Raw genomic sequence first — 23,394 nt, 5'->3', positions numbered from 1 at the left:
GTACATCCGAAAGTGAACAACAGGTTCCTTTCCGGTCAGCACTGCGCCATTCGGGCCAATGATGGTTCGTCAAATCAAGGCGTGACAGTATCTAGCGGTGGAGAGCGCCCGAATCGGCGGCTTGCTTATTCAGCGCAATCCGGGTAACTGAACGCTGACAACGGTGGAGGGGACTCCACCGGCCTGTCGGACGAACGCGCAGCAGAGGCCACCAGCGGAGAGTGCGGACTATGTGGACGAGGTGTCCGGAGACGACACTGCCCGGGGGTTGCGACCGGTGAGCGCCGAGGACGAGACCCGGTCCGCCCAGGAGCGCCCCGACGGCGGGCGGGCGGGCGATCCCGCCGCCGAGCACGAGCGCGCCATCCTCGCCCCCAAGCCCCGCAGGCCCCGGCCCCGGCGCGACCCCGCCGCGGCGACCGGCGCTTGGCGGCCGCGCAACTGGCGGCTGCGCACCAAGATGACCGTGGTGCTGCTGGTGCCCGCGCTGACCGCGGCCGTCTTCGGCTGGCTGCGGGTGCAGACCGAGCTGGACAACGCCGACGGCTACCAGCGCATCGTCGACCAGGTCGACGTCTCCCAGCAGGTCACCGCCACCGTGCACGCGTTGCAGCACGAGCGCGCGCTGGTCGTCACCCGGGTCGCGGCGGGCGACAAGGAGATGGCGGGCAACGCCCGGATCCGCGAGCAGTTCACCCGTACGGACGAAGCGGTGTTCGCGCTGCGCGAGTCGCTCGGGGGCCTGCGGCTGCCCGACGCCGAGAAGCGCGACCGCTACCAGCTCGCCTTCGACCAGCTCCGCCAGCTCGACGCGCTGCGCCAGCTCGCCCAGGGCGCGGTGTACCCGGACCTGGCCGTGCTGAGCAGCTACAACACCATCATCGACCCGCTGGTGCAGCTCGGCAGGGAGATCTCGACGTCCGGCTCCGACAGCGGGCCGTCCCGGGTGAGCACCGCCGTGCAGACCCTGGGGCAGGCCAAGGAGCGCGGCGCGCAGCTCGACGCGCTGCTGCTGGTCGCCGCCGTGCACAACACCTTCGGCGCGGGCATCGTGCAGAACCGGGCCCGCTCGGTGGACGCGGGCTTCGACGCCGCCATCGCCGACTTCGTCGCGGTCGCCACCCCGGACGAGCGGCAGACCTACAACGACGGCTACAGCGGCCCGGAGGTCGACCGCCGCCGGGCGATCGCGCAGACCGCGCTGTCCAGCGCCGACCCGGTGGCCCCGCTCGACACCGACGTGGTGATGCTGTCGGACACCTCGGTCGCGGCCAACGACAAGCTGCGCGCGGTCGAGACGAACCTGATCGCCCGGCTGCGCGCGCAGGCCGAGTCCGCCGCCGACAGCGCCATCGCCGCGGCCACCCGCGACGCGGCCATCGTGGTCGCGCTGCTGGTGCTGGCGCTCGGGCTGATGTTCTACATCGCCTGGTCGATCCTGACCCCGATCCGCACGCTGCGCCGCGAGGCCCTCGACGTGGCCAGGGTGCGGCTGCCGGAGACGGTCAAGCGCATCCTCGACGACCCGGACCCGGTCGCCGCGTCCCGCAACGCCGTCGCCCCGGTCGCGGTGTCCGGCGGCGAGGAGATCGGGCAACTGGCCCGCTCGTTCGACGCGGTGCACGAGCAGGCGGTGCGGATGGCCACCGAGCAGGCCGTGCTGCGCGACAACGTCAACGCGATCTTCGTCAACCTGTCCCGGCGCAGCCAGGCGCTGATCGAGCGCCAGCTCGCCGAGCTCGACCAGCTCGAGCAGAACGAGCAGGACCCCGACCAGCTCGGCCGGTTCTTCGTCCTGGACCACTTGGCCGCCCGGATGCGGCGCAACAGCGAGAACCTGCTGATCCTCTCCGGCAGTGGCCTGGCCAAGCGGATGGCCCGCCCGGTGCCGGTCGGCGAGGTCGTCGAGTCGGCGCTGTCGGAGGTCGAGCACTACACCAGGGTGCGGGTCAAGCAGGTCCCCGACCTGCTGGTGCAGGGCCGGGTCGTCAAGGACCTGGTGCACCTCATCGCGGAGCTGCTGGACAACGCCGCCACCTTCTCCGCCCCCGACACCCAGGTCCTGGTCAGCTCGGCCAGGGTGCGCAGCGGCGAGGTCGCCATCCAGATCTCCGACGAGGGCATGGGCATGAGCGACGAGGAGCTGGAGGAGGCCAACGAGCGCCTGGCCGACCCGCCGGACTTCGACGTGTCGCTGTCGCGCCGCATGGGCCTCTACGTCGTCGCCCGCCTGGCCCAGCGCCACGCCATCCGCGTGCGCCTGCACGGCGGCGTCGACGCGGGCACCACCGCGGTCATCACCCTGCCCGCGGACCTGATGGCCACACCCGGTCGCCGCGGCGGCCCGGCCACCAACCCCGGCGCCACCGGCGGCCTGCCCACCGTGGTCGACCCCCTGTCGCCCACCCACGCCCCGGGCGGCTTCGCGGGCACCCTGCTGCCTGCCCGCGCCAACCCCGACGCCCCCTGGTTCAAGCCCAAGCCCCAGGAGTCCCCGGAACCCGACGCGGCCGAGGAGGACTGGCGCGCGGTCCGGTCCAAACTGGACAACGTCCCGGACAGCGGCCAGGGCCCCGGCGCCCTCCCCCGCCGCTCCCCCGCCGCCCCCGGCGACCGCACCGCCGCCACCCGGGGCCGCCCCCGCCGCACCCTCCCCGACACCCCGTCGACCGGCGGCACCCGGGGTGAACAGCCGCCGAACGGGCCGCGCCGCCCGCAGCCGGACTCCCCGCAGTCGGACTCCCCGGTGACGGGCACCCCGATGCCCCGCGCCGACCGCACCGCACCGCACCCGGACGGCACCGGCCCCCGGACCGATCGGGCGAGCGCCCCCGGCGCCCCCCGGGGCAACGACAGCGGCTCCCGACGCGGCGTCCGCGCCCTGCCCGACGGCGCGGACCCCACCGAGATCAGGCCACCACGCCCGGAGCGCGACGGCCCTGGCGGCACCGGTCCCCGCCGCACCGGCGCGGGAACACGCGCGAGCACCCACGCCGCCGACAGCAACGGCGCCCGAAGCCCGGGCGGCGCGGAAAGCCGCACGGGAGCACCCACGAGCGCCCGCGGCGGTGCGGGCAGCTCCGAGAACACCGCCCCGGACGCAGGCACCCGCGACGGTCGAGGCGGTGTGACCAGCATCAGCGGCCACGCCACCGGGACCACCGACCCGGGCAATCCCGGCACCGGCTCCCGAAACGGCAGCGGCGAGGGCCAGAGAGGCAGCACGGGATCGCACAGCAGGCCAGGCGCTGGCGGCTCCGGGCCGCGCGGCACCACTGAGCGCACCGGGACCCCACCACACGGCCTCCCCGCCCAGCGCCCCGCCCCGAACCGCGCGCCGGGCGGCACGGACACCCACCGCATCCCCGCCACCGACCGCCCCGGCACCGCCGGGTCCGACCCGCGCCCCGCCGCACCCCCGCACGGCCTGCCCACCCAGCGCCCGACCCCGGGCACCGCGCCCGTGGGCGGCAACGGCAAGCCGAACGGCTCCGGGAACGGCGGCGCACCCGAGATCCCCGCCGAGAGCAGGCGCGGTCGCCGTGCGGGCTCCGACAGCGCCGACCCGACCGGCAACAGACCCGGCGCCGGGAACGGCCCGGGTACCGGGAACGGCTTCCGGGGCGACAGCCTCAGCGGTGACCTCGGCAACGGTGCGATGGGCACCCACCCGAACCGCCCCGGTGCCGCGAACGGCGTCCACGGCACCGCCGGGAACGGCGGTGGCTCCGACCAGGCACCTGGCGGCAGCAGCGGACCCGGCCGCGCACTCGGCAACCGCGGCGGGTCCAACCACACACCTGGCAACCGCACCGAATCCGGCCACACACCCGGCAATGGTGTCGAGTTCGACCGCGCACCCGGCGACGGCGGCGAGTTCGACCGCGCACCCGGCGGCGGGTTCGGCCACGCCCCCGGCGGCGATCCCGGTGGGTCCGCCGAGGACGGCCGGTACGGCGTCGACGAGCCGGGCGGTTTCGGGGCGCCCGCGCAGCGCACCCCCGAGGAGACCCGGGCCCGGCTGGCCGGTCTGCAGCGGGGCCTGCGCCGGGCGCGCGGAGCCGACGTGGACGAGGGGCGCGACGATCGGGGCGAGCGGTGACCCGGCCGGGCCGGTCGCGGCGGGGCGAGGCGGCGGTGGCGCGGGCCGGGGGCAGGCACGACGACCTCGGGTGGTTCCTGGCCGAGTTCGTGACCAGGGTGCCCGACGCGGCGCACGCGCTGGTGGTGTCCTCCGACGGGCTGGTGCTGGCGTCGTCGGAGACGCTGCCGCGGGTCAACGCGCAGCAGTTGGCCGCGATCGTGTCCGGGTTGGCCGGGTTGACCGAGGCGGCGGCGAAGTGCCTGGACGCCGGGCGGGTGGTGCAGACCAGTGTGGACATGACGCTGGGGTACCTGTTCCTGATGTCCATGGGCGAGGGGTCGCACGTGGCGGTGCTGGCGGCGGCCGACTGCGAACTGGGCCTGCTGGCCTACGAGATGAGCACGCTGGTCGAGCGGGTCGGCGCCCGGTTGACCCCGGAGTTGCGCGCGTCGCTGGCCGCCGCCGCGCGGGAGTAGCGCCGCACACCTGTCCCATGCCGAGAGAGTGATCCCTTCGATGTTGCCCGTGCACGTGTTCACCGAAACTGAGCGGAACTCGCTTTACTCCGTCCTGGGGTCCGTCCGCGCCCACCCGTACACCGACCGGCCCGCGTTCGCGGCCGAGGTGGCCGGGCTGGTGGAGCGCGGGGAGGTGCCGCCGGTGCTGCTGGGCGTCGCCGAGCGGGTGCGGGCCGAACGCGCGGCCGGGGTGCACGCGCACGCGCTGCGCAACTGCCCGCTGGACCCGGAGATCCCGCTGCTGGACCAGGACGACCCGCTGACCGACAAGTACGCGCGGAAGAAGACCTTCATCGGCGAGGCGTTCCTGGAGCTGTTCGGGCAGTTGACCGCCACGCCGCTGCTGTCGTACGCGACCCGGTTCAACGGTGACTTCTACGTCGACGTCATCGCCATCACCCGCTACCGGGGCAAGCAGACCGGCTACAGCGACGGCGAGCTGGCGTTCCACAACGACCGCGCCGCGCACCCGGTGCGCGCCGACCACATCACCCTCCTGGGGATGCGCTGCCCCGACAGCGAGGTCACCTACACCGGTTTCGTCAGCGGCGACGCCCTGCGCGCCTACGTCGGGGAGCACGGGGAAACGTTGCGGCAGGAGCACTTCGTCACCCCGTTCGACGTGGTGTCGCGGGACAACAACGAGGCGTTGACCGTCTCGGAGAAGCACGCGATCTTCTCCGGTGAGCGCACCGTGCGCTACGTGGACACGCACACGACCGTCGCGCCGGACGCGCCGCCGGAGGCCAAGGACGCGCTGATCGCCCTCAAGGACGCTTTGGTGCGCGCGGACAAGAGCAGGCACCGCATCCTCACCGGCGACCTGTTCACCTTCGCCAACCAGGACGGCCTGCACAGCCGCGAGCACCTGGAGATCACCGACCCGGAGCTGGCCGCGACCCGGTGGCTGCTCAAGACCTACGCCTTCCGCGACGAGGCAGCCGCCGCCGCGCACGCCGACCGCTGGGTCGACGGTGTGGTCGGGCGCGTCGGGGACTGATGATGCACAACGAGCAGGGCGCGCGGCGCGCGCAGACCGTGGCCGTGGTGGGCAGCGGCCCCCGCGGGCTGATCACCGTGGAGCGGATGGCGGCCCGGCTGGCCGAGGAGCAGACCGATCGGCTGGTCGACATCCACCTGATCGACGCGGTGGAGGTGGGCGCGGGCCGGGTCTACCGGACGGATCAGCCCGAGTGGTACCTGATGAACACCGTGGCGGGCATGGTGTCGGCGTTCTCCGGGGTGCCGGACGAGGGCCCGGTGCGGGCGGGCGCGGGGCCGTCGCTGTACGAGTGGTGGGCCGGGGTGGACCCGGAGAACGCCAGCCCGGACGGGTACGCCTCGCGCGCGGACTACGGCCGCTACACCCGGTTCCTGCTGGACGCGGTGGAGGAGAACCTGCCGCGCGGCGTGCGGTTGCTGCGGGTGCGCGCCGTGGTGGAGGACATCGGCCCGGACGGCGACGGCTACCTGCTGCGGCTGTCCGACGGCGAGGACCTGCGCGCCGACCAGGTGGTGCTGACCACCGGGCACACGGTGCCGGAGCTGACCGGCCGGGAGAAGGCGCTGGCCGACTTCGCCGCCGACCGGGCGGGCCCGCGCTACCTGCGCGGTGACTCCGCCGCGGACATGCCGCTGGCCGAGGTCGCCCCGGGCACGCCGGTCGGGGTGATCGGGCTGGGGCTGTCGTTCTACGACGTGCTGGCCGCGTTCACCCTGGGGCGGGGCGGGCGGTTCGTGCCGGACGGCGACCGGTTGCGCTACCTGCCCTCGGGCCGCGAACCGGTGGTGGTGGCCGGGTCGCGCAGCGGGATGCCGCTGCCCGCGCGCGGGCGCAACCAGAAGCCGCCGCGGTTCGCCTACCGGCCGACGCTGTTCACCCAGGACAACATCCGCGCCCGGGTGCCCTCGGGGCCGCTGGACTTCCGCCGCGACGTGCTGCCCTGGCTGCTGGCCGAGGTGGACCTGGTCCACTGCGCGACCCGGCTGCGGCTGCGCGACGGGGAGGAGGCCGGGGTCGCCTTCACCCACGCCGTGGCCCGCGCCGTCGAGGGCTTGGTCGACCCGGCGGTGCCGCCGGACGTGACCGCGATGGCGGCGGTGCACGGGGTGCTGGTGGACAAGGCCGACCTGGACGCGCTGGCCCGCCCGTTCGCCGGTCGCACCTTCGCCGACCGGGCCGAGTTCGACGCGGCGCTGACCGAGGCGGTCGCTGCGGACCTGGCCGAGGCCGAGCTGGGCAACGTGGACTCCCCGCACAAGGCGGCGATGGACGTGCTGCGCGACTGCCGGGGCATGATCATGCGGCTGGCGGACTTCTCCGGCCTGACCCCGCGCTCGCACCGCGAGGACCTGATCGACTGGTACGGCCCGCGCAGCGCGTTCCTGGCCGCCGGGCCGCCGCCGGTGCGGCTGCGGCAGGTGCTGGCGCTGCTGGAGGCGGGGGTGCTGCGGGTGATCGGCCCGGAGGCCCGGTTCGACCCGGACCCGGCGGCGGGCCGGTTCGCGGTGTCCTCACCGGTGGTCGGCGGCGCGGCGGTGCACGTCGACGTGGTGGTCGACGCCCGCATCCCCTCCCCCGACCTGGACCGGGACCTGAGCCCGCTGACCCGGCGGCTGCGCGAGCGCGGCATCTGGACCGCCTACGCCAACGGGGACTTCCGCACCGGGGGCGTGGCGGTGACGACGAGCCCGTACCACCCGGTGGACCGCGACGGCCGCGCGCACACCGGGCTGCACGTGGTCGGCATCCCCACCGAGCACACCCGGTGGTTCATGCAGGTGGGCAGCAACCGCCCCGGCCTGTGGGGGGACCTGGTGCACGACGCCGACGCGATCGCCGCGCACGTGCTCAAGGGCGGGACCTGACCGTGCCCCGCTCAGCGCGCGGCGGCCGGGGACAGCGCGTCGTCGACCGTGGTGACCTCGGCGGTGCGGGCGATGATGCGCAGCGCCCACTCGTGCACGTCCGGGTCGCCGGTGGCGGTGGCGTCGGCCAGGACCCGCACGCGGTAGTCGCGGTCGTGGGCCTCGCGGGCGGCCGAGAGCACGACCAGCTCGGTGGCGACCCCGGTCAGCAGCACGGTGTCGACGCCGAGACCGCGCAGCAGCAGGTCGAGGTGGGTGCCGTGGAACGGGCTCACCCGGCGCTTGACCACGACCGGCTCACCGGGGAGCGGCGCGACCCGGTCGTGCACGGTGGTGCCCCAGGTGCCCAGCGTGGGCTTGTCGTCGTCGGTGCGGGCGCGGAACAGCGGCGAGGCGACGGGCCAGTCGGCGTAGCCGGGTTCGAAGCCGATCACGACGTAGACCACCGGGACACCCGCCGCCCTGGCGCGCTCGACGGCGGTGGCGGCGCGGTCGAGCACGCCGCGCTCGGCGATGGCGCGGTGGTAGCCCTCCCCGGCCTTCTTGCCGTCGGGGTGGACAAGGTCGTTCATCAGGTCGAGCACCAGCAACGCGGAACCGGTCACCACGGCGTCCTCCTCGCTCACAGTCGCGACCGGATGCTCGCACACGGGGACGACAAAGGACACGGTCCGGAGTGGATCGTGGATGACCATGCGGGGAACCGCGCGGGGAGGGCACAGTGAGCACACCGGCGGACGACGACTTCGGCCACCTGGTCCACCGCACACCGGCGCGCGTGGTGCGCGCGGAGCGCACCGAGGACGTGGTGGCGGCCGTCATCCGGGCCCGGGAGGACGGGCTGCGGCTGGCCGCGCGCGGCGCGGGGCACTCGGTCTACGGTCGGTCCCAAGTGGACGGCGGGGTGGTCGTGGACGTGTCCGGGCTGCGGCGGGTCGACGCGCCCCGGGACGGGCGGATCACGGTCGCGGCGGGGACCACCTGGCGCGCGGTCGTCGAGGAGACCCTGCCGCGCGGCCTGCTGCCCCCGGTGCTGCCCGACTACCTGGACCTGACCGTGGGCGGCACGGTCGTCGTCGGCGGGGTCGGCGGGACCACCCACGCCCTCGGGGTCACCAGCGACCACGTCCTGGGGTTGGAGGTGGTGACCGGCGCGGGCGAGGTGCGCACCTGCTCGCCCACCGAGTCCCCGGAGCTGTTCGACGCGGTGCGCGGCGGCCTCGGCCAGGTCGGGGTGATCACCGAGGTGACGCTCGCGCTCACCGACGCCCCCACGCACGCCCGCCGCCACGCGATCACCTGCCCGGACCTGCCCACCATGCTCGCCGACGCACGGGTGCTGCTGGCCGACGGCCGGTGGGACCACCTGCAGGGCGCGATCCTGCCGACCCCCGACGGCTGGAAGTACACGCTGGAGGGCGCGGAGCTGTTCTCCGGCGAAGCCGACGACGTCCTGGACGGCATCGGGGGCACCGTGGAGACCTGCACCGTCACCCACGCCGAACTGCTCTCGCGCCTGGAACCGCTGGAAACGGCGTTGCGCGGGCTGGGCGCGTGGGGGAACCCGCACCCGTGGCTGACCACGTTCCTCGGCGACGACGCCGCCGACGACGCGGTCCCCCGGCTGCTGGACCGGACCGACCCGGCCGACCTCGGGCGGTTCGGCCGGGTCGCGCTGTCGCCGATCCGCGCGGGCGCCATCACGACCCCGCTGGTGCGCACCCCGGGCGGCGGGGACCTGTTCGCGCTCAACCTGCTGCGCTTCCCGGCGGGCGACGCGGGGACCGCGCGGCGGCTGGTCGCGGACAACCGCGCGGTCTACGAGCTGGTCCGCGCGGCGGGCGGCGTGCTCTACCCGGTCAGCGCCCTGCCGATGAGCGCGGCCGACTGGGCGGCGCACTTCGGCGAGCGCTTCCCCGCCCTCGCCGGAGCACGCGCCGAGCACGACCCGGACGGCCTGATGACCCCGGGCTACGAGGTCTTCTGACCGCTGCTGTTCTGACCGCTACACAGCCGCCTTGTCACCGGCTCCCAGCGCGCGGCCGGACGGCGCGTCGACCGCCTGCGCCGGGACCACGACGGCCACGGTGGCCGGGGTGACCGGTTCCGGGGCGACGACCAGGTCCAGCACCGCCAGCGCCCCGGCCAGCGCGGCGTCGAGCCCGGCCGGTTCGTCGGCGGACACGACCAGCCAGCCCAGCTTGCGGCCCGCCTCGGTGAACGGCAGCACCCGGTCGCCCGGCCCGACGAACAGGTCCACCCCGGCCACCGACGGCAGCGCGCGCACCGCGTCGAGGTCCCCGACGGCCACCACCTCGCCCGGCACGTCCAGCGGGGAGGTCAGCACGTGCAGCAGCGTCGGCCGCGCCGGCGCCGGGTCGAACCCGAACGGCTCGCCCAGCACCATGTCCAGCAGCGCCCCGACAACGTCCACACCGGACACGGCGGCGGCGAGCCCTGGCAAGCCGTTGCCGCTGAGCCGGGCACCGACCTCCAGCACGAACCGGGTGCCGTCGGGGCTCAGGACCACGTCGAAGTTCGCCGGGCCGTCGGACAGGTCCATCGCCGCGCACAGGGCGGCGGCCTCGTCGAGCAGCGCGCGCTCCACGGCCGGGTCCAGCACCGCGGGCGCCTGGTGGCCGAGGATGAGGAAGCGCGGGCCGGGGTCGATCCGCTTCTCGGTGATCAGCGACCAGCCGACCGCGCCGCCGCGCAGGAACACGTTGACGGTGAAGTTGCGCCCCGCCAGGAACTCCTCCACGATCACCTGCCCGGACGGGGAGAAGGCCGCCGCGTTGGCCAGCGCCGCGCCCAGGTCCGCCCGCCCGTCGACGCGCAGCACGCCCCGGCAGCCGGAGGCGTCGGTGGGCTTGACCACCACGGGGAAGCGGAAGTCCGCCGCGGTCGCGGCCAGCTCGGCGAGGTCGTCGGACTGCGCCCAGCGGTAGGTCGCCACGCCCGCCGCGGCGGCCAGCCGGTGGAACGCCGACTTGTCCATCGACGCGGCGACGGCCGCCGCCGGGTAGCGCCACGGGGTGGCGAACCGCTCGGAGAGCACCTGCCAGGACTCCAGGCAGGTGTCGGCCGCGGTGGAGACGACCCCGGCGACCGGCCTGCCCGCGAGCGCGGCGGCGATGGCCCCGTGGTCCGTCGTGGACAGCGGGAGGAACTCGTCGGCCAGCGCGATGCCCGGCCGGTCCGCGCGCATGTCCACCGCGACGGTCCGCAGCCCGCGGCGCCGCGCCTCCCGGTAGAGCACCACCTGCTCCTCACCGGCCCCGAGCACCACCAGCACCGGCTCGGCGCGGGTGGGCGGCGGCACCGGGGCGGCGCCGCCGTCGACCATGTCCGCCGGGTCGACGTCCACAGTGGCCTCGCGGACGTAGTAGTGCCTGCGCGGGCGGGCGTCCTGCATCCGCCGGTGCAGGTAGCGGCCGACCAGCGCGGTGGAGGCCAGCCCCAGCGCGGTCACCAGCGTCGCCACCGCCAGCACGACCGACGGGGCGACCAACCCGAACACGCCCAGCAGGGCCAGCAGGAGCGCGGCGGGGGCGGCCACGCCCGCGACCCCGTACATGACGTTCAGCGGGCGCCAGGAGAAGCCCAGCAGCAGCTCGAAGGCGTCCCCGGCGAGGCGGCCGAAGCGGAACTTCGACGTGCCCGCCGTCCGGTCCCGGTGCGCCACCGGGACGCTGGTGTAGCGGGCACCGACCTGCGGCGCCTTCGCCACGAAGTGCGAGTTCGCCGTGGGCAGGTCCACGATGGTCCGCCCCACCGCGGTGCGCACCACCCGGAACGAGCTGGCGCCCTGCGGCACCTCGATGCCCAGCAGCCCGCGGGCGACCCGGTGGGTGCCCGCGGCGCCGACCCGGCGCAGCCAGTTGTCCTTGCGGTCGCGGCGCACGCCGAAGACCACGTCGTAGCCCTCGGCCGCCTTGTCCAGCAGCGCCCAGGTCTCCTCGGCGGGGAACTGGAGGTCGGCGTCGAGCTGCACGGCCCACGGCTTGCCCGCGTACCGGAAACCCGCGGTGACCGCGGCGGGCAGGCCGAAGTTGCGCGCGAAGGACACGTAGCGCACCCGGGGGTCGCGGGCGGCGACGGCCTTGATCCGGGCCAGGGTGTCGTCGGAGCTGCCGTCGTCGACGAACAGGACCTCCAGGTCCCCCACCGGGTCCAGGGCCGCGCACACCGCCGCGTGCGCCACCTCGACCTGCGCGCCCTCGTTGTAGCAGGGGATGATCGCGGTGAGCCCGGTCGCAGTGCTGTTCACCGCGCCGGTCACCGTGTTGATCGCGGTGTTGATCACAGGGCCGGTCACTGTGTCGGTCACTGTGCTGATCGCTCTGTTGGTCACATGAGCCTCCGCGACCAGGTCTGCGGCGTCAGCTCGTTGACGATCTCCAGGTCCAGGTTGTAGTTGAAGTCCTTCGGGCCGGTCGCGGCGATCCACTCGACCATGCCGGTCAGCCCCTCGCGCAGGCCGACCTCGGTGCGGTAGTCCAGCAGCCGACGCGCCTTGTCCGAGCTGCACGTGGCGTGGTGGACCTCCAGCGGCCGGGCGGGCATGAAGATCGGGTCGCACGGCACGCCGATGATCTCGCAGATCAGCTCGGCCAGCTCCAGCACGCTCACCTCTCCCTCGTCCGGGCCCACGTTGACGATCTCGCCGGTGATGGCGGGGTCGGTGCCCAGCCGGGTCAGGCAGGACAGCACGTCGCCGACGAAGCTGAAGCAGCGCAGCTGGCTGCCGTCGCCGTAGACCACCGGCGGCAGCCCGCGCAGCACCCGGTTGATCATGATGGCGGCGACGTTGCGGTACGGGTCGTCGAAGCGCTGCCGGGTGCCGATGATGTTGTGCGGCACCGCGATGTTCCACTCCATCCCGTGCACCCCGGCGATCGCGCGGACCTGGAGGTCGGCGGCGTACTTGGCGATGCCGTACGGGGTCAGCGGCTCGGGGGTCATGTCCTCGGTGAACGGCGGGACCAGCTTGCCGTAGCGCGACATCGACGAGCAGTGCACGAACCGGCGCACCCCCGCGCGCACCGAGGCCGACAGCATGGCCACGGTGGCGCTGGTCGTGTGCTCGTGGACGAGGTAGGGGGCGAACACCGACAGGCCCTCGTACGGGGCGGCGGCGCAGTGGTAGACCAGTTCCACCCCGTCGAAGAGGTGGTCGAGGTCGAGGGCGTCGCGGCAGTCGAGTTCGTGGAAATCGACGCCCGCGGGAATGTTCTCCTTGAATCCGTCCATCATGTTGTCGATGCCGCGAACGGAGTAACCCCGGCCGAGCAGGTCATCGGCCAAATGGCTGCCCAAAAAGCCCGCCACCCCCGTGATGAGGACCGGATTTCCCATCGAAGACCCTTCCCTAGAACCCGCCACCAGCCGTGGTCACGCCTGGTTGAGACCCCCTGGGCCCCGATCGGGACGACGGGGGCCGGACGACTCGCGCCGCGCTGACCCGGGCACGCCGAAATGACCACCGGAGCCGGAATCGGTGGCACACCCGGGTTGGGAGCGGACGAGAAGTGATCGGGACTATAACCCCGAGCCGACCACGGGAAAAGGTTCTCCTTAAACAGATCTTTGCCAGATGGCGCTTTCGTCGCCGCGTTACTCCGAGCGGAGCACCGTGCACTGGTCGTGGACGAGCAGCCAGGCGCCGCCGACCCGGGTGAAGGTGAGCCCCATCCGGAACCGGGACGGCTCGGCACCGGGCCCGCCGACGTAGGTCACGTCCACCACGGCGGTCGCGGTCGCCTCCGTGCTGGTTGACCGAAGGTGGTCCACTGTGTACGTCCAGTCACCACCGGCGAACCACTCGCGGTGGAACGCCACCACCTCGTCGGCCCCGGACAGCATGTCGCCGCTGGGGATGATCACCGTGACGTCCGGGTGCACGGTGGCCCGGTAGGTCTCCAGGTCGCGGGCGACGACCGCGCCGAGGTGGCGCTCGATGGCCCGGTCGGCCGTCTCGCCGGTGTCGGTGGTCGGGTCCTGGACATCCACGGTGCGCCTCCGGGAGAGTGTGGGCCGCGCGGGGGTGACCCCGGCGGGGGCGCGGTGAGCGTAGCCGCGGGCCGGTCCCGCGAGAAGGTCTCCTGGAGGGCGGTCCGGTGCACGCGGTACTCCTCGACCCGCTGGTCGACCCGGTCCCCGACGCCTGGGACGGGCTGGTCGCCGCGACCGGCGCCCCCGCGCTGTGGCGCTCGGCGCTGCTGGTCACCGCCGCCTGGGCCGCGCAGGCGCCGACCGTGCTGGGCGTGGTGTCGGACGGGTCGGAGCCGGTGGCGCTGTTCCACGGGCGGTTCCAGGGGCCGACCGACGTCCGCCGGTTCACCCGGCCGGGGGCGGTGCCGGTGGCGGGGGTCTTCGAGTGCCGCCTGGCGCCCGCGTCGATCGCCGGGTACCGGTTCGCCCGGGCGCTGGACGCGGCGGGCAGGCGGGCGGCGGTGGTGGCGTTCGAGTCGGCGGTGCGCGCCCGCTTCCGGTGGCGGGTCGCGGGTTTCTGCTACCGGCACGTCACCGAGGACGTGGTACCCGCTGTGTCCGGCCGGTTGCGGCGTGCGATCGCGGTCTCCCCGGACACGGTGCTCGACGTCGAGTGGACCGCGGTGGCGGACTACCTGCGGACGTTGCCGCCGAAGTGGCGCTCGCAGCTTCGCAAGATCCGGGCCACCGTCGCCGAGGACACCGCCGTGCGCCGCGAGGTGACCGCCGCCGTCCCGGCCGGGCAAGCCGCCCGGCTGGTCAACCAGGTCCGCAACCGCCACCGCTCACCCGGCGTGGTCCGGCCGCCGATCCCGGAGCGCTACTTCACCCAGCTCAACGACGACCCGTCGACCCGGTTCACCGCCTACCACGCGGGCGCGGACCTGCTGGCCGTGTCGACGGTGCACGACACGGGCGCGGAGCTGGTCATGAGCTACTGGGGCATCCGGGACCGCACCGAGGGCGGTCGGCCGAACCTGTACTTCGACCACTACGTGGCCATGGTGGAGCTGGCGATCACCACCGGTCGCCGCGTCCTGCTGCCCGGCAAGGGGATGACGCACATCAAGGAGCGGTTCGGGGCGCGCACCGTGCCGAACTTCGTGGTGGTGGGCCGGTGAGCCGGGCGCGGGCACTGCTGCGCCGGGTGGCCGTCACCCTCGGCCGCTCCCCGGACCGCGACACCGCGTCGGCCACCTGCGCCCAGTGCGGCAGCCGCTCGTCCACAGTGGTGCACCGCCTGAGCCGCCGCCGGGTGGGCTACTGGTGCACCGCGTGCACCGCCGTGGTCACCACCGGTGACCTGTCCGTGTTGGACGAACCACCGCCGGTGACCGCCGAACCGGTCGACCCGCACGCGGCCGTCCTCGCCCCACCGGTCCTGGTGTGGGCGCGCGCCCACGCCGCGCGCCTGCTCGACCGCCCGGTCCTGGACCGCGCCGCCTACAAGGAACTGCACACCCGCTTCGACCGCGCCGAGTCCCCCGGGCTGCCCGGTGTCTCGGCGGTCATCGGCAGGCTGCACGAGTCCTGCTACCGCACCGACCGCGTCACCGCCTCGTTCCCCGCCGCCCCCGGCCTGGTGGAGCGCGTCGAGCACGCCCGCCGCTGGCTGGCCCGCGACGCCCGCGACCTGTGCTGGGTCATCAGCGCCGAGACCCCCGACCACCCGCCGCTCGACGAGGTCGGGAAGGCCGCCGCCGCCTGGGCCGAGGGCGGGCCGCTGGACCGCGAGCAGGCGAGCGCGCTGCGCACCGCCCTGTTCGGCACCGACGGTGGCCCCGGGTGCCGGATCCTGCTGAAGTCCTTCGACGACACCGAGGTCACCGCCGCCCTCGACGCCTACCTGACCACCCGCGCCCGCCCCCTGCGCGCGGCCACCCTCACGGCGCTGGATCGCTGACCAGCACCGGGGTCCGGTGCCTGCGGCACAGGTCCACCCGCGCGAGGTCCCCGGCCGGGACGGCGATCCGCGACAGCGTCGGCCGCCGCCTGCGCAGCGCCGTGACGACGAGGACACCGTCGGTCACGGTGACGTGGAAGCGGCGCCACAGCACGTGCCAGTGGCCGCAGACCGGTGAGCGGGCCGCGAAGTAGCCCAGGTGCGGGTCGAACAGCACCGCCGCGCTCCCCCGGTGCTCGGCGGCCCCGGCGGCGGCCAGGCGCAGGACCACCGGTCCCACGTGGTCGAGCCGGGCGGTCAACTCCGGCACCGCCGCCGGGGGCGCCACCAGCACCGGCCGCGCCGGGGTTCGGGCGCGGGCGGGGCCGTCCAGATCCGGGGTGGACACCACGACCGGGGCGTAGCCGGGACCGACCGGGGTGAGGCGGGTCCAGGGAACCCAGGCGGGACGCGCCTCCACCACCGGCGTCGCCCGACCCCACCGGCCCGCCAGGCGCACGGCGGCGGCCAGGTCACCGGGGACACCGGTCCACAACGTCGGTTCCCGCGCCGGGGTGAACGGCGACGCCAGCGGGCACAGCGCCCACAACCGGTCCGCCAGCTCCGCCGAGGGCACCGGCCCGCCGCGCGCCCCCGCCCCCACCAGCCGCTCCCGGTAGAACGGGACCTCGCGCAGCGCCCGGTCGGCGACCGCGTCCGCCGCCGCGGCCCACCGGGGTCCGGAGAAGACCAGCACCGCCCCACCTCTCCCGGTGCCCGCCCCGGCAGTGGGCCGAATGGCCGCGCCCCCTTGGGCCGAGTCGCCGATTTTGCTTTCCCGCAAGGAATTCATCCGTAGTATGCCGGTTCTGGATTCGGGCAACACCATCGTTGGAGCCACAGCCCATGAGCGATACCGACACCGGCCTGCGCACGCACCGGAACTTCATCGTCCTGGCGGTCCTCACCGCCGTCGCCGCCGCCGCGGTCTGGGTGGGCTTCCCGCACCAGAAGGCGATCCCCAACGTGTGGGTGCTGCTGGCGAAGCTGGTGCCGTTCGTGCTCGCCGTGGAGGCCATCGCGGCGATGCGGTTCAGCCCGCAGGTCCGGCGCCGGATCTCCCTGGCGGCCCTGCCGGTGTGCTTCCTGGTGTTCTTCACGTTCTTCGTGCCGCAGATCTTCTTCGCCGCGGCGAACGAGAAGAGCTTCTACTACCTGGTGCTGACGCTGACGCCGTTCATCATCCTGTCCCTCACCCTGGCCCACCGGCTCGGCGGCGGCGCACCGGGCACCGCCCGCAGGCACGGCTACGCGATGCTGCTGCTGCAGCTCTCCGGCCTGGAGGACCTGGCGTTCCTGACCATCAACCCGCACACCGACCCGGCCTGGACCCCGATCCCCGAGGTGTGGACCTGGGCCGACCACATGACCGTCCGGCTGGGACACCCGGCCAGCAAGTACGAGGCGTTCACCCTCATCGCCGTCCACGTGGTCCTGGCCGTCCTCGTGCTCACCCTGCCGGACCGCTTCTGGCTGCGCCTGGTCGGCAGGGGCAAGCAGACCCCCGGCGCCGTCGCCACCACCCCGGCCACCGGAGCGGGCGCGGGCGCCACGGCGGTCACCACCGGCACCCCGGACACCCCGGTCGACGGCTCCACCAAGCACCCCGAACCCGCCGGGCACTGACCCGGCGATGACCGCACCGACCCAACTCGCCGAACCGACCGCCCCGCGCGGCCGGTTCGGCCGGGGGCTCAAGGGCAAGGTGCGCGTCGTCCTCGGCCGCGGCGTGGCCCGCGGCGCCATCCAACTGTCGCTGCTGGGCCTGCTGCCGGTGTGGGGCGCGGACGCGTTCGGCCGGTACGTCGCCGCCACCGGCGCGTTCACCTGGCTGGTCGGCGTGGTGCTCGGGGTGGAGAAGGCAGCGCTGACCGCGGTCCCCCGCACCAGGCTGCTCGCCGCGCAGACCACCCGGATGCTGATCGGCCGCGCGGCAGCGCTGTTCGCCACGGGCCTGCTCGCCGCGGCGGCCCTGCTCCCCACAGGCGGCGCCCCCGCCCTCTACGGCCTGGCCGCGGCCAACGCGGCGGGCATGGGCCTGCTGTCGGTGCTCGCCGCCGTCCACCGGTTGGCCGACCACCCGGAGCGCGACAGCTTCGGCTACGCCGGGTACGCGCTGTGGGTGCTGTGCATGGGCGGCCTGGCCCTGGCGGGGGTGCTGCGCCCGTACGGCTACCTGCTCGCGCTGACCGCCGGGCTCGCCGTCGCCTGCGCGGTCCTGGCCTGGCTGGTCCCCGCCCTGCACACCCGCCCCACCCGCCGCCGCGACCTCGCCCGGCTCCTCAACCGCCGGGTCGTCCTCCTCGGCCTGACCGACGTCACCGACTCCGCGGGTGTCTCCATCCTGTTCGTGGTCCTGGCAGCGGTCGACAAACCCGCCGACAGCGCACTGGTCTACCTGATGCTGCTGGTGTCGAGCACCCTCGGCTCCTTCGGCATCCTGGTGCTGCGGCTGATCCAACCGAGCACGTCACTGCGCCTGCGCGGCACCGGCGGCGCGGGCGGCAGGCTGCGCGCCCGCGCCATGCTCGGCTGGACCGCGATCGGGGCGGGCGGCATCGCCGCGGCCACCACCGCGGCACTGCTCACCACCCGATCGGCGCTGGGGGCGGACGCACTGGCCGCGATCGGACGCCACCCACTGGCGGTCGGCGGCCTGGTCCTGGTGGAGATGACGTCGTTCTGCATGGTCGTCTACGCGGTCTTCCTGCTGGAGAACACCAACGGCGCGGTCCTGTCACTGACGACGTCGGCGGCACTGGCCAGCCTGGTCGCCACGGTGGCCACCGCACTCGTGGTGGTGACCACGCTCGGCGCGGTCGGCGCGTTCCTGGCGCTGGTGGTGGGGCTCGCGGTCAAGGCGGCGGTCCTGCACGCCCGGCTGCGCCCCCGCCCGGTGATCGACGTGGCCCTGCCCGACTGACACCGCCACCGGGCGACGTCACCACCGAACCACCACCAGCGACCGCCAAGCCGCCGCCGTCCGTTGCAACACCCTCCCGGACCCGGCAGACCATGACCCTGGGTCCGCTCAACCCCGTCGAGGCCGGCCTCACCCTCGGACTGGACGCCGCCGACGCCCACCTCATCACCGGCGGCCTACCCGGCATCATCCGCACCTGGGTCCCCGGCACGCCGCCCCTGGACTTCCCCGAGGCCGAGTGCGCCGACCCCGCCTCACCGGTGTTCAGCGTTCCGGAATCCACGCTCCTCGCCGAGTTCGCGACACCGGACCAGGCCCGCCGCGGCCGACCCGAAACCGCTGTCGCCCTCCTGCACAAGCGCTGGTCCACCTGGCGCGGCCGAGCCGTGGAACCCCTCATCCGCGAGGCGCTCGAACTCACCGCGAGCGCCCAGGCGCTCCCCTGGCCCGACACCACCAGCATCGGCGGGTGGTGGAACCGCCAGTTCAACCCCGAGGTCGACCTCGTCGGCGCCGACCGGGCACCCGTAGCGGGGCGCATCCACTTCACCGGCTCGATCAAGTGGCTCAACACCCCCTTCGACCACCACGACCTGCACGCCCTGCACACCGCCTGCGTGCACGTACCGGGTTTCGACCCGGAGTCCACCGAGCACGCGGTCGTATCCCTCTCGGGCACCACCGACCTCCCCCGGCCACCACGCCTCGTCTGGGGACCCACCGACGTCCTCAACGCCTGGACCGCCACCGCGTGAACCGGTGAAGTCCCCGTTGCCGACAGCCGATCACCACCAGCGCGTCGGCACGGCCAGTGCGACCTGTTCGGTCGGCTCGGCGCCCAGTGACTCCTTCTCCCGGGACTTGCCCTTGCCCAGTTCCAGGCCGAGCCTGCCCTCGTCGATGGCCCACCCGACCACGCTCGCCAAGTGGTGGAAGTACAGGTCGCGGATGCCGCCCCGGTCGCGGGGCAGTTGCGACCAGCTCCGCACGACCGGGCGCTCCGGGTGGTCGAGGACGTGCCCGAACGCCAGCAGCCTGCCGGTGGAGCGGTCGAGGTAGCTGTAGCTGCGCACGTCCGGTTGTGCGGACAGCTCCCGCAGGTAACCGCCGAGCACCCGGACACGCGGGATCAGGGCACCGCCGTACTTGGCGTCGTTCCAGCGCATGACCTCGGCCACCGGGCGGTCGTCGAGGACCGTGCCGGTCTGCACCCGGACTTCCAGGTTCTCGTCGGCGGTCATCCGCTTGACGATGCCCCGCAGGTTGCTGCGCCTGCTGCGCGACAGGGCCATCAGCCACTGCTCGCGGTCGGTCCAGCGTCCGGTGTGGATGGTCCAGAGCGGTTCCGTGGTCAGGGCTTTGCCCACCCCGCGCTTGATGTGGTCCACCTGGTCCGGTCGGACCTGGCGCCACACCACCCCGAGCGCCCCCGGCCCCAGGGCGCCGCGCATGGCCCTGGCGTAGGCGTCGGCGAACTCGGCCAGCGGCACGTGCTCGGCCAACCACCAGCCGGGCACGGCGGCCGAACCGGGACCGCGCACGTGCAGCGCCCCCAACCGGGGTCGGGCCCCGGCGCGGGCGAAGGAGAACCGGCCCGCGGGCAACCCGAGCCACCCGGCGTTCACCGCGGCCACCGGCTCGGTGCCGTCGAACAGGACGGTGACCGTCTGCGGGGTGCGCGCGCCCCACGCCTGCACCGCCAACACCGGCCACGCCCAGTCGCCGCGCAGGCCCGCCTGGGCGCGCAGGTCGTCCCAGTAGGCGGGTTCCGGGTCGGTGCGCGGGTCCAACACGTCGGCTCTCACAGCTCCACCACCGGTCTTCCGTGGGTCGGGCAGGCGCCGACGGTCCCCGGGGTGCCGGGGGCGATGTCGACGAGCATCGGCGACCGCTGCCGCAGCAGGGTGAAGGCCAGGCCGAGCGGGGTCGCGCGGGCGTACACGTCGCGGTGGCACAGGTGCCAGCGGCCGCAGTCGCCGCGCACGGCCAGGACACCGAGGAGGTCGTCGCGGATGATGCCCGCCCCGGGGTCGTCGCGGGCGGCGGCGAGCGGGACGGGGCGTCCCAGGGGGACGGTTTCCAGGCCGCGGTACGGGTTCACCCCGGCCGGGCCGCCCCTGAGCGGGACCAGGTCGGGGAGGCGTTCGACGGCGACCTCGGCGGGGGTGGCACCCGCGTGGGCGCCGGTGCGGCCCGGTACGAGGGTCGGGTCGGTGCGGCCGTGCAGTGCCCACAGTTCGCGGTAGTGGGGGACCGTGGCGAACGCGGTCCGCACCACCCGTCGGTAGGCCGGGGTCCAGAGCAGCGGTCGCACGGTGAGGCAGTGTGCCACGGCGGACCGGCCGGGGAAGCCCGCTGGGTGGGGGAATCCCGGGCGGGTCCGCAGTTCGCCGCACCGGGCAGGGCGAGCCGGTCGGCGGTGCGGGCGCGGGTGTCGGCGGCGGCACAGCACACCCCCGTGGCGACGGGGTTGCCTGAATCAAATTCAGAGCAATTTTCCGGTGAACGCGGCAATACCGGGATGTCCGCGCTCGGAATGGGTTCCCGTATTCACCGAACCCGGCCTCGCCACCGTTGCCCGCCTGCCACCCCAGCGGGGGTACAGGGGCGTTGACCAGCAAAATCAGCGCCTGCTCCCCACGCTGTGGAGCCGCCGACTAGGTGGTGTGTACGTAGCCCGTGGGTGGCCTAGGTGGATTGCCTGATTGTCGCGACCGCCGCCCTCGATCAGCCTTGATCACGAAAGGGGACTCGCTCCTGCGAGTTCCCGGGAAACCGTTGAGCCAAACCCGCTGGAGAGTTGACGATGCTCGAACTCGCGGTCATAGGCGGTGGGCCCTCCGCGGCTTGCGTGCTGGGAGCGGTGGCCCGCCACATCGCACCGGAAATCCAGGTCAGCGTCACCGTGTTCGACCCCGGGCCCAACCTCTGGTGCGGCCGGGTGTTCCAACCCGACGGCGACGAGGTGCTCGCCAACGTGCCGATGGCGGAGATGTCGGCGCGGGCGTGGGACCGGGAGCACGGCACCCGCTGGCTCCTCGATCAGGGGATGGACGAGTTCGCCACCGGGACCGCGGTGCCGCCGAGGTGGCTGGTGGGCAGGTACCTGGAGAGCTCGGCCGCGCAGGCGATCACCGACATCGAGGCGCTGGGGTCGCGGGTGCGGGTCGAGGCGAAGGCGGTGCGCGGCCTCGCGGTGACCGAGGGGGTCATGCGCGCGCGGGGCGACGGCTGGGAGGCGGGGCCGTTCGACCACGCGGTGCTGTGCCTCGGCGGTTCGCCGTCCTACGACCACTACCGGTTGAGCGGCTGCCCCGGTTTCGTCGGCAACCCCTACCCGCTGAACCGGTCCCTGGCCGGGGTCGCGGAGGACGCCGCCGTCGGCGTGGTCGGGTCCGGGTTGACCGCGATCGACGTGGTGATGGCGCTGCGCGCCCGCGGCCACCGGGGTCCGATCTCCCTGATGTCGCGCAACGGCACCCTGCCCGCGGTCCGGCGCAGGCCCGCCCACCACGAGTTGCGCCACCTGACCGTGCGGCGGGTGGAGGAGCTGCGCGGGGCCGACGGCCGGGTCGGCCTCGACGACCTCATCGGACTGGTGCGCGCCGAACTGGTCGAGGCCGGTGCGGACCCCGGCCGCGTCGCGGCCGACCTCGCGTGCACCGCGCCCCCGGTCGAGCGCCTGCGCAACGACCTCAACAGCGCCCTGCACGACGACGACCCGGCCTGGACCGTGCTGCGGGACGCGATGGTGGCCTGCGGTCAGGACGCCTGGCACCTGCTGCGCGACGAGGACAAGGCCCGGGTCCGCACCGCCCACCAGGCGCTGATGCGCAACTGCTGCCCCATGCCGCCGGGCAACGCGCGGCACCTGCTGGCCCTGTTCGACAGCGGTCAGCTCGAGGTGCTGCCCGGCGTGCGCTCCGTCGAACCCCGGGCGGGCGGCGGCTTCCGGGTCGGCGCGCGGCGCGACGTCGACGTGGACGTCGTGGTCGCCGCGTCGACCCCCGCCGACCACGTGCCCGCACCCGAGGCGCGCCCGCTGGTGAACTCGCTGGTGGTCCAGGGCATGGCGGTGCCGCACGCGCTCGGCGGTGTGCGCGTCGACCGGACCACGAGTCGTCTGACCACCTGGCGCGGCGTGCCGAACCGCCGGGTGTACGCACTGGGCGACCTCACCCACGGCGCCTACCTCTTCACCTTCGGGATGCCGGTGCTGGCCGCTCGCGCGGAGGGCATCGTCAACGACATCAAGGAAGGAACACCGCGTGACAACGTACTTGTCGGACACGGAGAAGTCCCTGCCGATGCCCCAGCCGCCTGAGTTCGCGAGCCCCTCCCACGAGAGGGCGCACGTGAAGCGCAGGCTCACCGCGGCCGTGCGGCTGTTCGGCCACTACGGCTTCGACGAGGGCATCTCCGGCCACCTCTCCGTGCGCGACCCCGAGCACCACGACCGGTTCTGGGTCAACCCGTTCGGCGTGGCCTTCAACCGGCTCAAGGTGTCGGAGCTGATCTGCGTCGACTCGCGCGGCGGTGTCGTGCACGGCGACCTCCCGATCAACCCCAGCGCGTTCGTGATCCACTCCGCCATCCACGGGCAGCGGCCGGACGCCCACGCGGCGGCGCACGCGCACACGCTCAACTCCCGCGCGCTGACGGCGTTGGGCGTCGGCCTGGAACCGGTGGACCAGGAGTCCAGCGCGTTCCACGGCGACCACGTGCTCTGCGACGACTACGCGGGGCCCACCGTGGACACCGAGCAGGGCACGGCGGTGGCGGACGCGCTCGGCAACAAGCGCGCGATCCTGTTGCGCCACCACGGTTTGATCACCGTCGGGTCCACGATCGACGAGGCCGCGTTCTGGTTCATCAGCTTCGACCGGTGCGCGGACGTGCAGTTGCGGGCGCGGGCGGCGGGCGCCCTGCGGCCGATGACCCCGGAGCAGGCCCGGTCGGCCCGCAGCGGCTTCGGCGACCCGAAGCTCGCCTGGTACAGCTTCCAGGTCCTCTACGACCACATCGTGCACCTGCAGCCCGACTTCCTCGACGAATAGGCGGTAAG

At 74.1% G+C, this 23,394-nt stretch carries 19 protein-coding genes; 12 read left to right on the top strand and 7 right to left on the bottom strand.

What is annotated here, in order from left to right; genetic code table 11:
• Positions 1–277: 277 nt before the first annotated feature.
• The 4 genes from L6E12_RS35205 to L6E12_RS31905 are packed head-to-tail and all read left to right on the top strand — an operon-like array spanning position 278 to position 7,470.
• The gene (locus tag L6E12_RS35205) at positions 278–4,102 is read left to right on the top strand and encodes a nitrate- and nitrite sensing domain-containing protein (RefSeq protein ID WP_236231641.1); all 3,825 of its coding nucleotides are present in this window, start codon (positions 278–280) and stop codon (positions 4,100–4,102) included.
• Between the two features lie 35 nt (positions 4,103–4,137).
• A complete protein-coding gene (locus L6E12_RS31915) occupies positions 4,138–4,560 on the top strand; it encodes a roadblock/LC7 domain-containing protein (RefSeq protein WP_236231695.1) in 423 nt (140 codons plus the stop codon).
• A gap of 55 nt (positions 4,561–4,615) precedes the next feature.
• Entirely contained in the window at positions 4,616–5,602 is a 987-nt protein-coding gene (locus L6E12_RS31910) for a TauD/TfdA family dioxygenase (RefSeq protein WP_236231640.1), read from the top strand.
• Entirely contained in the window at positions 5,602–7,470 is a 1,869-nt protein-coding gene (locus L6E12_RS31905; protein WP_236231639.1) for an FAD/NAD(P)-binding protein, read from the top strand. The genes L6E12_RS31910 and L6E12_RS31905 overlap by 1 nt, the downstream gene beginning before the upstream one ends.
• A gap of 11 nt (positions 7,471–7,481) precedes the next feature.
• On the opposite strand, the gene L6E12_RS31900 is transcribed toward L6E12_RS31905, so the two are convergent.
• On the bottom strand, positions 7,482–8,096 hold the full coding sequence (locus L6E12_RS31900; protein ID WP_236231638.1) for a cysteine hydrolase family protein: 615 nt from the start codon (positions 8,094–8,096) through the stop codon (positions 7,482–7,484).
• Positions 8,097–8,191: 95 nt separating this feature from the next.
• On the opposite strand from L6E12_RS31900, the gene L6E12_RS31895 reads away from it, so the two are divergent.
• A complete protein-coding gene (locus L6E12_RS31895) occupies positions 8,192–9,457 on the top strand; it encodes an FAD-binding protein (RefSeq protein WP_236231637.1) in 1,266 nt (421 codons plus the stop codon).
• Positions 9,458–9,475: 18 nt separating this feature from the next.
• On the opposite strand, the gene L6E12_RS31890 is transcribed toward L6E12_RS31895, so the two are convergent.
• The 3 genes from L6E12_RS31890 to L6E12_RS31880 all read right to left on the bottom strand — a co-directional run bounded on the left by L6E12_RS31890 (position 9,476) and on the right by L6E12_RS31880 (position 13,482).
• Complete coding sequence (locus tag L6E12_RS31890; protein WP_236231636.1) at positions 9,476–11,788, bottom strand: glycosyltransferase; 2,313 nt, start codon at positions 11,786–11,788, stop codon at positions 9,476–9,478.
• Between the two features lie 32 nt (positions 11,789–11,820).
• Entirely contained in the window at positions 11,821–12,828 is a 1,008-nt protein-coding gene (locus L6E12_RS31885; protein WP_236231635.1) for an NAD-dependent epimerase/dehydratase family protein, read from the bottom strand.
• Positions 12,829–13,086: 258 nt separating this feature from the next.
• On the bottom strand, positions 13,087–13,482 hold the full coding sequence (locus L6E12_RS31880; RefSeq protein WP_236231634.1) for a nuclear transport factor 2 family protein: 396 nt from the start codon (positions 13,480–13,482) through the stop codon (positions 13,087–13,089).
• 107 nt (positions 13,483–13,589) lie between these two features.
• Between L6E12_RS31880 and L6E12_RS31875 the strand changes: the two genes are divergently transcribed.
• Positions 13,590–14,585 carry a GNAT family N-acetyltransferase gene (locus L6E12_RS31875; protein ID WP_236231633.1) on the top strand — a complete coding sequence of 332 codons (996 nt, stop codon included), beginning with the start codon at positions 13,590–13,592 and terminating at the stop codon, positions 14,583–14,585.
• On the top strand, positions 14,582–15,367 hold the full coding sequence (locus tag L6E12_RS35200; RefSeq protein ID WP_304523932.1) for a hypothetical protein: 786 nt from the start codon (positions 14,582–14,584) through the stop codon (positions 15,365–15,367). The genes L6E12_RS31875 and L6E12_RS35200 overlap by 4 nt, the downstream gene beginning before the upstream one ends.
• Here the strand turns inward: L6E12_RS35200 and L6E12_RS31865 are convergent.
• A complete protein-coding gene (locus L6E12_RS31865; protein WP_236231632.1) occupies positions 15,348–16,103 on the bottom strand; it encodes a hypothetical protein in 756 nt (251 codons plus the stop codon). The two genes, L6E12_RS35200 and L6E12_RS31865, sit on opposite strands and share 20 nt — an antisense overlap.
• Positions 16,104–16,252: 149 nt before the next feature.
• Here L6E12_RS31865 and L6E12_RS31860 point away from each other — a divergent pair, with 149 nt between their 5' ends.
• From L6E12_RS31860 to L6E12_RS31850, 3 genes are all read left to right on the top strand, one after another.
• A complete protein-coding gene (locus tag L6E12_RS31860) occupies positions 16,253–17,032 on the top strand; it encodes a hypothetical protein (protein ID WP_236231631.1) in 780 nt (259 codons plus the stop codon).
• Between the two features lie 7 nt (positions 17,033–17,039).
• A complete protein-coding gene (locus tag L6E12_RS31855; protein WP_236231630.1) occupies positions 17,040–18,329 on the top strand; it encodes a hypothetical protein in 1,290 nt (429 codons plus the stop codon).
• 92 nt (positions 18,330–18,421) lie between these two features.
• Entirely contained in the window at positions 18,422–19,084 is a 663-nt protein-coding gene (locus L6E12_RS31850; protein WP_236231629.1) for a DUF234 domain-containing protein, read from the top strand.
• A 30-nt stretch (positions 19,085–19,114) separates the two neighbouring features.
• Here L6E12_RS31850 and L6E12_RS31845 read toward each other — a convergent pair whose 3' ends face one another.
• Both L6E12_RS31845 and L6E12_RS31840 read right to left on the bottom strand, forming a co-directional pair.
• Positions 19,115–20,134, bottom strand: coding sequence for a GNAT family N-acetyltransferase (locus L6E12_RS31845; RefSeq protein WP_236231628.1), 1,020 nt, complete (start codon positions 20,132–20,134; stop codon positions 19,115–19,117).
• Positions 20,131–20,643 (bottom strand): hypothetical protein, encoded by a 513-nt coding sequence (locus L6E12_RS31840; RefSeq protein WP_236231627.1) that lies wholly within the window; start codon positions 20,641–20,643, stop codon positions 20,131–20,133. Before L6E12_RS31840 ends, L6E12_RS31845 begins: the two co-directional genes overlap by 4 nt.
• 492 nt (positions 20,644–21,135) lie before the next feature.
• Between L6E12_RS31840 and L6E12_RS31835 the strand changes: the two genes are divergently transcribed.
• Complete coding sequence (locus tag L6E12_RS31835; protein WP_236231626.1) at positions 21,136–22,653, top strand: FAD/NAD(P)-binding protein; 1,518 nt, start codon at positions 21,136–21,138, stop codon at positions 22,651–22,653.
• A complete protein-coding gene (locus tag L6E12_RS31830; protein ID WP_236231625.1) occupies positions 22,598–23,386 on the top strand; it encodes a class II aldolase/adducin family protein in 789 nt (262 codons plus the stop codon). Before L6E12_RS31835 ends, L6E12_RS31830 begins: the two co-directional genes overlap by 56 nt.
• Positions 23,387–23,394 lie beyond the last annotated feature (8 nt).

The organism is Actinokineospora sp. PR83, from assembly GCF_021056305.1.
In the GTDB taxonomy this organism is placed as follows: Bacteria; Actinomycetota; Actinomycetes; order Mycobacteriales; family Pseudonocardiaceae; genus Actinokineospora; species Actinokineospora spheciospongiae.
Note: the sequence above shows the minus strand (reverse complement) of the source record. Positions and strands in the feature narration are given on the sequence as shown.